The organism is Algoriphagus sp. (assembly GCF_030694375.1).
Classification (GTDB): domain Bacteria; phylum Bacteroidota; class Bacteroidia; order Cytophagales; family Cyclobacteriaceae; genus Algoriphagus.
In genome coordinates this window covers 84,828-96,867 of sequence record NZ_JAUXYL010000005.1, presented here as the reverse complement: position 1 = coordinate 96,867, position 12,040 = coordinate 84,828, and the positions used below count along the sequence as shown (strand labels likewise).

General features: G+C 42.9%; 9 protein-coding genes. 4 read left to right on the top strand and 5 right to left on the bottom strand.

Annotation, left to right across the window (positions count from 1 at the left end; all coding sequences use genetic code 11):
• The 3 genes from Q8M62_RS01245 to Q8M62_RS01235 all read left to right on the top strand — a co-directional run.
• Positions 1-1,697: nucleoside-diphosphate sugar epimerase/dehydratase (locus Q8M62_RS01245; protein ID WP_305667998.1), on the top strand; the 1,697-nt coding region annotated here is incomplete at its 5' end.
• Positions 1,698-1,951: 254 nt separating this feature from the next.
• Positions 1,952-3,529 (top strand): NAD(P)/FAD-dependent oxidoreductase, encoded by a 1,578-nt coding sequence (locus Q8M62_RS01240; protein ID WP_304899727.1) that lies wholly within the window; start codon positions 1,952-1,954, stop codon positions 3,527-3,529.
• Between the two features lie 621 nt (positions 3,530-4,150).
• Positions 4,151-5,512 (top strand): exonuclease domain-containing protein, encoded by a 1,362-nt coding sequence (locus tag Q8M62_RS01235; protein WP_304899728.1) that lies wholly within the window; start codon positions 4,151-4,153, stop codon positions 5,510-5,512.
• A gap of 259 nt (positions 5,513-5,771) precedes the next feature.
• On the opposite strand, the gene Q8M62_RS01230 is transcribed toward Q8M62_RS01235, so the two are convergent.
• Both Q8M62_RS01230 and Q8M62_RS01225 read right to left on the bottom strand, forming a co-directional pair.
• On the bottom strand, positions 5,772-6,311 hold the full coding sequence (locus Q8M62_RS01230) for a GNAT family N-acetyltransferase (RefSeq protein ID WP_304902520.1): 540 nt from the start codon (positions 6,309-6,311) through the stop codon (positions 5,772-5,774).
• On the bottom strand, positions 6,311-7,435 hold the full coding sequence (locus Q8M62_RS01225) for a histidinol-phosphate transaminase (protein ID WP_304902519.1): 1,125 nt from the start codon (positions 7,433-7,435) through the stop codon (positions 6,311-6,313). Before Q8M62_RS01225 ends, Q8M62_RS01230 begins: the two co-directional genes overlap by 1 nt.
• Before the next feature lie 199 nt (positions 7,436-7,634).
• Between Q8M62_RS01225 and Q8M62_RS01220 the strand changes: the two genes are divergently transcribed.
• Complete coding sequence (locus Q8M62_RS01220; protein WP_304902518.1) at positions 7,635-8,426, top strand: hypothetical protein; 792 nt, start codon at positions 7,635-7,637, stop codon at positions 8,424-8,426.
• Between the two features lie 51 nt (positions 8,427-8,477).
• On the opposite strand, the gene Q8M62_RS01215 is transcribed toward Q8M62_RS01220, so the two are convergent.
• The 3 genes from Q8M62_RS01215 to Q8M62_RS01205 are packed head-to-tail and all read right to left on the bottom strand — an operon-like array spanning position 8,478 to position 12,038.
• The gene (locus Q8M62_RS01215) at positions 8,478-9,665 is read right to left on the bottom strand and encodes a nitrate/nitrite transporter (protein ID WP_304902517.1); all 1,188 of its coding nucleotides are present in this window, start codon (positions 9,663-9,665) and stop codon (positions 8,478-8,480) included.
• Positions 9,665-10,684 carry an L-glyceraldehyde 3-phosphate reductase gene (gene mgrA, locus Q8M62_RS01210; RefSeq protein ID WP_304902516.1) on the bottom strand — a complete coding sequence of 340 codons (1,020 nt, stop codon included), beginning with the start codon at positions 10,682-10,684 and terminating at the stop codon, positions 9,665-9,667. The genes Q8M62_RS01215 and mgrA overlap by 1 nt, the downstream gene beginning before the upstream one ends.
• Positions 10,685-10,703: 19 nt before the next feature.
• Positions 10,704-12,038, bottom strand: a complete 1,335-nt coding sequence (locus Q8M62_RS01205) for a YfcC family protein (RefSeq protein ID WP_304902515.1) — start codon at positions 12,036-12,038, stop codon at positions 10,704-10,706.
• Positions 12,039-12,040 lie beyond the last annotated feature (2 nt).

Genomic DNA, 12,040 nt, shown 5'->3' with positions numbered 1-12,040 from the left:
TGAATGGCTCAAAGATGTATTTGAACGAATCCAAAGCATCAACCACAAGAACCTTTATCAACTACTGCCCTCAAACTGGCAAGAATACCGGCCTAAATAAAAAATCCTGTTTCACAAGACGGGGTTGGTCGGAGGGATACGCAAGTTTGTCAGCTATGTTTATGCTGATTTTTTATCGATTACTGGTAAAAGAACTCTTCGTTTATCTGAAAAATGGATTTGCTCAGAAAGATCTACGGCACGGTGTTATTTTTGGTGCAGGTGAAGCTGGGATAATCGCTCAGGAAGCAATCAAAAACGACAGTAAAAGTCAAATGAATATTGTCGCGTTCTTGGATGATGACACTAAAAAAGACGGTAAAAATATTGATGGCAAACGAATTTATAAAGGACTGGAAGACCTCGAAAAACTTGTAAAGCAATTTAATATCACTGAATTGATTATCGCTGTCAGAGATCTCTCTGTTCACCGAAAAAATGAAATCATCGATGAATGCCTTAGATTGAACGTCTCGGTCTCTATGGTTCCTCCGGTGGATCAATGGATTAATGGTGGTCTAACTGCTGGGGCTATTCGGGAAATTAAAATTGAAGACTTACTGAGTAGGGAACAGATTATTTTGGACAATCCAAGGATCGAACAGGATCTAAAAGATAAGGTTGTCATGGTTTCCGGAGCTGCGGGCTCTATTGGCTCTGAGCTATGTAGACAAATATCTTATTATCATCCCAAGTTAATTGTGATGCTGGATATTGCGGAGTCACCTTTGTATGATATTGAGCAAGAATTTAGGGAGCAACACCCCAACTGTGCTATCAAGATTGTCTTGGGGGATGTGAAGAATAAAAAGAAGATGAAGGAAATCTTCAAAGAATTCAAACCCCAAGTTGTATTCCACGCTGCAGCCTACAAGCATGTTCCGATGATGGAAAACTATCCGGAAGAAGCAGTTCATGCCAATGTAATAGGAACTAAAATTCTTGCTGATCTTTCCGTTTTGTCCCAAGTCGAAAAATTTGTTTTTGTCTCCACGGATAAAGCTGTTAATCCTACTAATGTGATGGGGGCTAGCAAGCGGGCAGCAGAAATGTATGTTCAGGCTCTGAATGAATACTTGGAAGCCAACCACAAAAAGTACCATACACGATTTATAACTACCAGATTTGGAAATGTCTTAGGTTCGAATGGTTCTGTAATTCCACTCTTCAAAAAGCAAATCTTGAATGGCGGACCGATATCAGTTACTCACCCTGACATTACTAGGTATTTCATGACCATTCCTGAGGCTTGTCAGCTCGTTCTGGAAGCTGGAGTAATGGGAGAAGGAGGCGAAATTTTCGTCTTTGACATGGGGGAACCGCTTAAGATTCTGGATCTGGCTAAAAAGATGATTCAACTCTCCGGTAAGAAGGTTGATGTGGATATCAAAATCCAATTTACTGGTCTGAGAGAAGGGGAGAAGCTGTATGAGGAATTGCTGAATGATTTCGAAACAGTAAAAATCACGCACCATCCAAAAATAAAAATTGCTCAAGTTCAAACCTCATCTTATCATAGAATTGATGGGCAGATTGAGTTTTTCCATGAGTTGATCGGGAAAAATAACGAAACAGATCTCGTTAGACATTTGAAGTCTTTAGTACCGGAGTATATCTCCAATTCCTCAAGATTTGAAGTCTTGGACCGAATGAATTGATAGTATCAAGTATTAAGTACCAAGTATGATATCAAGAATAGCCGCTTTGTAATAAGAGCGGCTTTTTTATTTCTGAATCTTAATGCTTTGTTGGATTAGGGATTTGTGAGCAAGGCCGCTTTGTTTTTTTTCAGAAGCCTATCTCGCGACCGAAGGGAGCCTAGTTCTATTGTATTTCCACATTATTTCTACTTTTCTTGATACTAAAATCTTGATACTTACCTTTGCATTGATTTAAGGATAAATACCTTACCATGAAAAAGACATTCACCCTACAGCTAAGCCCAGAAGAGGCTTACGATGAAGCTATTTTTAAGCAAACTGTCCTTCGCAAAGCAGGACTTCCCGCTTATACCGAAGAATCCTTTGCCCGCCAAACCCGTAGATCGATTGATGCACGAGGCAGAAAAGTAATTGTAAATGTTGAAGCGGAGCTTTTTATAAATGAAAGACCCGGCTCGCTACTGGATCATTTACCGAAGTATCAAGATGTGCGAAATGCAGATCGCATCGTCATAGTAGGAGCAGGCCCTGCAGGCCTTTTTGCGGCCTTACGCGCGATCGAATTGGGCGTTAAGCCCATCGTGATCGAAAGAGGTAAAGATGTCCGTGCCAGGCGCCGTGACCTAGCAGCAATTAATAAGGAAGGAATTGTAAATCCAGACTCAAATTATTGTTTTGGCGAAGGAGGAGCAGGAACTTATTCTGATGGGAAACTTTATACCCGATCCAAGAAAAGGGGAGATATTCGGAGAATTATGGAAATCTTGGTAGCGCACGGTGCTACTGAGGAAATCCTCGTCGATGCACATCCCCATATTGGCACAAACAAATTACCCGTTCTGGTTGCCAAACTTAGAGAAAGCATCCTCGAATCCGGAGGTGAAATCCACTTCGAATCCCGGGTAGAAGATTTGATCCTGGAACGAGATGAAATCAAAGGGGTGTTGACAAATCATGGCGATGCCATCAGGGGAATGGGAGTGATTCTCGCGACGGGACATTCAGCCAGAGATATTTTTCAACTTCTTGCTCAGAGAAAAGTGCTGATAGAAGCCAAACCTTTCGCCTTGGGAGTCCGGATAGAGCACAGTCAAAATTTGATCGATCGTATCCAATATCATTGTGAGTTGGATCGCGGGCCATATTTACCTGCTTCAGCTTATTCTTTGGTGCAGCAAACTGAGTTCAAAGGAAAGCAGCGTGGTGTGTTCAGCTTTTGTATGTGTCCCGGAGGTTTTATTGTTCCCGCAGCAACGGCTCCGGGTGAGTTAGTCGTCAATGGAATGAGCCCAAGCAGAAGGGACAGTAAGTTTGCCAATTCAGGGATGGTGGTTTCAGTGGAGCTGGAAGATTTGCCTCACTATCAAAAATTTGGCGCGCTCGCCGCGATGCATTTTCAGGCTGATATCGAAAAAAGCGCTTGGGAATTGGGAGGGAAAAATCAGGTGGCTCCTGCCCAGCGTATGGTTGATTTTGTTAACAGGAAAGTAAGCACTTCGCTATTGGATACGTCCTACCAGCCTGGTTTGGAGTCTGTGGAAATGCGTGGGGTTCTTCCAGATTTTATTTCGGAACGAATGGCAATTGCATTTAAAGCCTTTGGACAGAAGATGAAGGGATACTTTACCAATGAGGCCCAGATCATCGGGGTGGAAAGCCGAACCTCCTCACCCGTCCGTATTCCTCGGGATAAAGAAACATTTGAGCATCCACATATCAAGAGATTATATCCCTGTGCTGAAGGTGCCGGGTATGCCGGTGGCATCGTCTCCGCGGCCATGGATGGGGAACGCTGTGCAGAAAAACTGATCGCTGCATATGTGAATTAGCACAAGACTTTAATATAAAGAAGTGAGAAGCGAGGCATAGGGTTCATGACATCAGCTTCTTGGTTCTAGTTTCTGCTAACTGCTTACTTTTTAAAACACAAAGACCACGAAGGAAAGCGAAGGTTTTTTTTAGTTTTGCTTTGGTTGAGGTTTTAGAGAACTTCTAAGTTTATGAGTAGTGCTGGACTTTTTTAAGGTTAAGGAGCAATGCTTCGTTTTTTGGTGCTGATGTCGCGTCTTGATTTTACTTGACACAATGTTTACAAATTAACCGAAATTGTTCAACCCTTTCAGGGTTGTCGTCCCTGATTTAATATGTTAAATTCCCCGCGTTTCACACGGGGCTATTCAAAGTTTAACCCTTTCAGGGTTGTTTATAACATGACTGTCTAGCTTCTTGATTTTAGTTTCTTGCTTCTCCGGTATTGGAAGTACAGACACCGGACATCCAGCACCCTTCTCACGTCTTCCGTCTTCGGTCTTCCCGCTAACACCGACATCGGTCATCCGACACCCGACATCGGTCATCGTACATCTGACACCCGACACCGGTCATTCAACTTCCCCGACAACAACCGTCTTCCCTGCTGTTCTCTAGCCTCAATGCATTAACTTTAACTTATGGAATTTGCCATTGTAGATATTGAAACCACAGGAGGATCACCAAGAGGTGCGGGGATTACAGAAATTGCAGTTTTGATCCATGACGGAGTTCAAATTGTGACCGAATGGCAAACTTTAATTAATCCGGAACAGCAGATACCGGGATACATCACCGGACTGACAGGAATTGACAACAACATGGTACGATCCGCACCAACTTTCTCTGAAATCGCTGAGGAACTTTGGGAGCTGTTGGACGATCGGGTCTTTGTCGCCCATTCTGTAAATTTTGATTTTGGGTTTATTCGTGAGGCCTTTCTGAAAATGGGAAAAGTGCTCAATTCCCAAAAATTATGTACCGTCCGGCTTTCCAGAAAGGTTTTTCCCGGACTGGGTTCCTACAGTTTGGGTAGGATTTGCGAGAGCCAAAAAATTCCCATTTTGGCCCGTCACCGGGCTATGGGTGATGCCAAGGCTACCGCTTTACTATTTGATCAAATGATCAGAGATAGGCAGGATATTATATTTTCATCTCTGAAAAGAAACGCTGGAGAAACTTTTCTTCCTCCTCATTTCCCCTTAACCAAATTCAAACAAATCCCGGAAGCCTGCGGCGTGTACTACATGCTCAATACTAAAGGGAAAGTCATCTATGTGGGAAAAGCATTGAATATCAGGGAGCGATTCAAAGGACACTTCTCTGGACAGGTTTTGCCTCAACTGAAACAGCAATTGAAAACTGAGGTGGTGGACCTTCAGTGGCAACTTACAGGAACGGAATTCATGGCTTTGCTTTTTGAAACGCTAGAAATCAAACGGCTTTGGCCAACCTACAATTCAGCCTTGAAAATGCCAAAAACCTTGTGGGGTTTGTTCCATTATCAGGATGGTTCCGGGTATTATCGTTTTCAGGTCGCCAAAGTGAGTAAAAACATAAGGCCTTTGGAAACTTTTTTCTCCTCTGAGGAAGCAAATCAATTTCTGAAATCCGGAATTGAGACCTACCAACTTTGTCAAAAATTGAGTGGCTTAAGGAAAGTTACTTGCCAAGTCCTCCAGGATGAAACTTGCCTTGGAGCCTGCAATTCTTCCGAAAATCCAATTACTTACAATGAACGGGTGGAAGATTTTATTCAGGGGATTAAAAAATCGAAAAAAGACTTAATGTTGAACCTTCCGGGTAGAGAAGAAGGTGAAAGTGCCTACTGCTATTTTGAGGGGGGCATGCTCAGCCGATATTCCTACTTGAAAAGTCCTGATTTTCCCGATCCAAACGATCTGGAAACCGTTCCAAAAGTTCCGGAGACGTTCTACATTCTAAGGCAGTATATTCATCAGATTGATGCTGCTAAGATTCGCGTTTTTTCACTTACTAATTAAAACTCTAGCCGCTTGCTTCAAAAAAACTGCCTACTGCCCACTGCCACTGCCTACTTTTTTAACCGCAGAGAACGCGGAGGGACGCGAAGGTTTTTTTGAGATTGGCTTTGGTTAAGGTTTTAAAGAACTTCAAGGCTTTTGTGCAGTGTTTGACTTTTTCAAGGTCACGGAGTCTAGCTTCTTGCTTTTCGTCTCCTGGTTCTTAAAACTGCCCACTGCCCACTGCCCACTACCAACTGCCCACTGCCCACTGCCCACTCTAAACCTTCCATTCCCCCTCAATCAGGCTGTAATAAATTGTGTCTCTTCTTCTACCATTTGTCATCAATGTATGACTTCGCAGCACGCCTTCTTCGACAGCTCCAAATTTCAATAGGGCATGCCGCGCAGGCATATTCAAGACATCAGTCTTGATTTCGACCCGTTTCAATTTCAACACACCAAAGCAATAGTCAAGCATCAGTTTCTTCATGGATTGGTTTATTCCCGAACCTTGATATCCTTCTCCCAACCAAGTCCATCCAATCTCAACTCGCTGATCACGGGTTGAATAATTCCCGAATGCTGTGGCACCTGCCAGATTTCCCGTGGATTTTTCAATGACGGTAAATTGAAGCCTTTCCTCAGTGAAATGTGGAGTGGCCCATTTTTCAAATTCCTCGGGGATACTCAGATCATGAGTAAAATAGATCCACATTCTTGGATCTGCACTTAAAGCCTGGAGCAAAGGAAAGTCCTGCTGTACCATTGGTTTCAGCAGGACTTTTTCATTTTCTAAAATAAGATTCCGATCAATCATTAGCCGAGTACTTCCTTGATGGCTCGATTATAAAGTGTGATTTCCTCGATCGTTCCGGTTGATATTCTACACCAATCATTCAATGGAGGGAAAGCGCGACCGATAATAAATCCCTTTTTCTCCATAATATCACCGAGTTCTTTGATATCTTTTCCGGATTGAAAAAAAACAAAATTTGCATGAGAAGGGAGGTAAGGCAACTTTAACTCATTTAGAGTTTGGATGATCATCGCTTTTGCTTCTTCGTTTTTTTGCAACGAAAACTTGTAAAAATCAGCATCAGCCAAGGCCGCTTTTCCTGCCTCAATTGCCATGATATTGGTATTGGCGACAACTCTGTCTTTCAGCTTTTTTGCCAGATCCGGCTTGGCTATCAAATACCCCATTCGGATTCCCGCCAATCCATAGACTTTGGAAAGAGTACGTGAAACCACTACATCATGACCTTTTTTCACCAACTCCACCATGGATGGATAGTTGGGATCGGTGATGTAATCATAGTAGGCTTCATCGCTGAAAACCACGGTTCGTTGACTTACTTTTTCACAGAAATCCATTACCCTGTCAGCAGGAAGAAGCTTCCCGGTAGGATTGTTTGGGTTGCAAAGAAAAACCAATCCAGTTTCATAGCTTACCCGCTTTTCGATTTCATCCAGATCAAAATCAAGATCTTTGTTCAATGGTACCCAGTTGATCTCAGTGCCCCAAAGTTCGGCATATTCCATCATCGAAAGGAATGTGGGCGTACAACTGATGATTTCTCTGCCTCTCCCAAAAGTTATTCCGGCTACTTTCAGACCTTCCGTTGATCCAGCGGTCAGCACAATGTAATCTTCGGGTACTCCTTCTTTCTCAGCGATCATTTTAACCAGAGAAGCATTGTAACCCCAAGGATAGCGGCACCCATTATCGAAAGCAGCGACCATGGCTTTCCGCATCGATTCGGATGGGCCGTATGGGTTTTCATTGGATCCCAGTCGGATTGGACCGGCTATCGGACGTGGATTATACTTTTTTATCTCTTCTGCACTGAGGGAAGATACGATTCCAGTACCTCCAAATAGTGCCAAACCTCCTCCCAGTGTAGAAGTTTTTAGCCAATCTCTTCTTGATAGTCCCTTCATTGAATTTCTGTTTTGATTGTTAAAATACTAAGCTTTCCCCAATAGTGTTAGAAAAATTGCATTTTAGGCTATACTTTATTTAAAGTAGGTTTCAAGCCGTAACAACCTGAATAAAAAGTTTTTATTCTGAAAATTGATTTTTTACAGAATTAATTTTTAAATTATTCCTGGCACAATAAACCCTAAACCCCAAAATATTATGAAAAAGTTTTTATTAATCTTGGTTTGTGGGTTGCTTTGGACAAGCGTACTTCATGCCCAGCAAACTCAGTATTCGGTATTCGAATTCATCAAGGTGGAGAAAGACCAGCTTTTTGACTACATCGAGTTCAAAGATTTAACAGAAAAAGTATATCGGCAGGCTCTCAACGACAAACGGATTAAAGGTTGGGACTTTTGGAAAGTTCAAACAGGTTCGGAACAGGGAGAATACCAATACATCATGGTCACCCACTATGATGATCCCGTCAAAATGATGAATGGATTGGACGATGAAGCGATGATTGAATACACCAGAATAGCCTATCCCCACCTCTCCGATGCTCAAATAAGGACATTATTCAAACAATCTCTTGCCATTAGAGATTTACCTGTGCGATTATACATGAGAGAATTGGCTTCTACCAATGATAACTTTCAGTATAAACCGGGGGTTTTGGCATCATTTGATTTGATGAAGGCTGTAGAAGGTAAATTTAGTGACTATGAAAAAGCCGAAATCGAAGTTTTCAAGCCTATCCATCAAAGTCGTATTAATCAGGGAATGATGGGGCATTGGAGCTTCCTCAGAGCAGCACTGCCTCAGGGTTCGGAAGCCTCATCCACACACCTTACTGTCAATCTCTATAAGGATTACGTGCAGTTTTTCAATGCACAAGCCTATGAAGATATGAACCAGACCGCTGCACAAAGAAATGCAGTAAATGAGGGCTTGAAGTCCAGAGACCAAAAGTGGATTTATCTGGCAAATCTCGAAAATGTAGTTAGATAGTAGTCCGGTAGACTATTTCTTCAAGAGGATCTCCAAAAGGATCCTCTTTTTTTATTGCTTAGAAGGTGAAAATCCCCTGAAATAGCGATACCCCAGCAATCCTAAAATAGGTCCAATCGCCAGCCAGCCCAAAAACTCCCGGGGTAAAAAGTGATTACTCATAAATTGATTAAACTGAATACTGATTATTGTCAGCCCAAATCCTATTGAATTAACCATGGTGAGGGCGGTTCCCCGATACTCCGCCTTAACACTCTGAGCGACTAAAGTGGAAAACTGAGGCGAGTCTGCAGTGACCAAAACACCCCAAATCAGAAGAAAGGGGAGTATCATACTTGTAGGTATCTCTGGGAATATAATCAATAATACCCCACAGATTCCCGATCCGGCCAAACTATAAAGGGCCACTTTTTCACTTCCTAGTTTACCTGAAATTAATCCACCCACAACACAGGAAACCCCTCCAATGGCAATGATTGCAAAAGTCCAAAGCGAATTTTCAGCTCCAATTGAAGTCTCATTTCTCAAATCCATAAGTAAAAAAGGCAGTAATGCCCAAAAAGTGTACAATTCCCACATATGTCCAAAATAGCCCAATGCCGCCCCTTGAAGTGATTTGATTTTGGCAAGCTTGGGGAGCAGGCCAAGATCGAAAACTGAATTCGCCTTCCGAAATGGACCATTTGGCACAAAAAAACCTACCAGAGACCCTCCAATAATTGAAAGTCCTGAGGTTACAAAAAGGATGATTTTCCAAGAATATTCTGCTCCCAAGGCTTTGATTAGAAATGGAAATGAAGTGCCAAACACCAATGCTCCAACCAAAAATCCCAAGGCGGATCCCAATCCTTTTTCGTAATAATCCGAAGCTATTTTCATCCCTACAGGGTAGATTCCTGCCAGAAAGAATCCAACTAAAAACCGGAAGCCTAAAACGGAAACAAAACCAACTGGCAGAATGATCAGCAAAATATTAAACGTAGCAGCCAAAACTGCGCTGTAGAAAAAAACAGCTGAAGGGGAATAGCGATCTGCGATCGACCCAAAAGCATACAAAAATGTTCCTGTGATAAATCCCAGCTGAACGGCAGAGGTAATCCAGGATATCATTCCTGAAGTACCCAGCAGGACTTCAAAGTCCTGCGCAGCCACATTGCCAGCAAACCAAAGCGAAGTGCCCAGAAATTGAGCGATTACAATCAAAATCAGGGCACTCCGGGATGATATTTGTTTTGGCATCAGACTCTCAAAATTGTTTTTATTTGGGTGATTTCCTCAGAACTGAACGTGGAGTTTTTCACCGCAGCCACATTGTCATCCAGCTGTTCCGGTTTGGAGACACCTATCAGGACAGAGGTGATTCTTGGATCTTTCAGCAGCCAGGCGATAGCCATTTGTGCGAGGGATTGGCCTCTTTTGAGTGCGATATCATTCAGTTTACTGATCATCTCCAACTTTTCGGGAGCGACTTGCTCAGGTTTCAGGTATCTTCCGTCTTTTGCCGCACGGGAGTCTGCAGGAATTCCTTTTAAATATTTATCGGTGAGCATTCCTTGTTCCAAGGGAGAAAAAGCAATACCACCAACTCCTTTTTGCCCCAAGACATCCATCAGTCCATTTTCTACCCATCGGTCAATCATGCTGTATCTTGGCTGATGAATCAATAGTGGAGTTCCCAGAGATTTCAGAATTTCATAAGCTTTGGCGGTATCCTCAGCGCTGTATTGGGAGATTCCCACATAGAGCGCTTTGCCCTGTCTAACTAATTGATCCAAAGCTCCCATGGTCTCTTCCAATGGGGTATTTGGATCGGGCCTGTGATGGTAGAAAATATCCACATATTCTAGGCCCATCCGCTTAAGACTCTGATCACAGCTGGCAATTAGGTATTTTCTGGAACCAAAATTTCCGTAAGGTCCAGGCCACATATCCCAGCCAGCTTTGCTTGATATCAGTAACTCATCGCGGTAGGGGAGGAAATCTTTTTTCAAAATCCTTCCAAAATTTTCTTCAGCCGAGCCAAATGGGGGCCCGTAATTGTTTGCCAAATCGAAGTGACAAATACCCAGGTCAAAGGCTCTTCTCAGGATTTTTCTCCCCAAAGTCAGGTCCGCGTTGTGGCCGAAATTATGCCACAGCCCCAAACTGATCTCAGGAAGGATTAACCCACTTTTACCACAATACCTGTATTTCATCTGATCGTACCGATCGGAAGCAGGCTGATAGGGAAGAAGTGGGTTGTGATCGTTGATTTGCATTGGTTAAATAGGTTTATGATTAATTGAAGAATACTATTCCCAGGAAACATGCTCCAAGAGCTAAAGCAGCGATAAACAGCCAGCTTTTCCAAATGTAAGCAATCCAGTCTTTATAGCTAATTCCCGCTCCGGCAATGATTGCCATCATTCCACCATTGGTCGGTGCGAGCATATCCATTAGCGCAGCAGGGTATTGAAATGCCAGCACTGCAACCTCACGGCTTAATCCAATCAAATCTGCCAGAGGGGCAGTCAAAGGAATGGTCAAAACGGCTTGACCAGACGTGCTGGGAACAGGAATATGAATCAATGCTTGACTGAGAAACATACCTGCAACTGCCAGAGCCTCAGGAAGAGATTCCAAAGGTGAAAAAAGACCCTGAATCAGCGGATCGATGATTAGCCCTTTTTCTAAAACTAAATAGACGCTTCTGGCTAGACCGACAATGATTCCGGCAAAAATCATTTCCCCAAACCCGCTGACATAGGTTCTCGCAGTTCCGTTTAGCCCCATTCCTCCAATTAATCCACAAAGAATCCCCACAACAAAAAACAGGGCTGACATTTCGGTATACCCCCAATCTAAAGCCGTAATACCATAAACCATAACGCCAATACCACCAAAGGATAACACTAAAATTACTCCATATTGAAGAGAAAGTGGACTGGGTTTAAACTCAGACGTAAGTTGAACGGCTGTTTTTATTTTCCCGATTTTCATGTGAAAGGTAATCCAGGTAAAAAGGGCCACAACCAAAAAGGCACTTCGAAATAAGGCATTGGTAAAGAGCGGGACTTCGGCGATATTCTGGGCTAAAAGTCCTACAAATGGATTGATCGGAGAAAATGCTGCCCCGATAAGGGACGAGCCTAGGGTGATTGCAAGGACCGCCCGGAGGTCATAATTCAATTTGGTCGCCAAAATGACAAAAATCGGAACCATCGGAATCAGCTCCTCCTGCATCGAGATGGAAGCTCCGCCCACTGCAAACACAAAACCCAGTATATAAAAAAGTAAAAATCTCGAATTCCTAAATCGGTAAATCAATGCTTCAATACCTGCCTGAAGTGCCCCGGTTTTTTCCACAATATAAAAAGCACCCCCTAAAATCAAAATTAGAACGATGATGTCCGCTCCTGCAATAATGCCCTCTGGAATTGCTTTTAAAATCTCCCAGAAGCTCGGATTTACATCTTCCACAAGTTTAAAACTTCCCGGAACCACTATTTCTCGGCCAGTCAGCTCATCCAGCACTCGATCAAAACTTCCCGAAGGAATAATTAAAGTGGCTAAAGCTGCCACCACAATAAATCCTAATAAAATGATCAGGGGATGAGGAAAGGAGAGCTTCATTT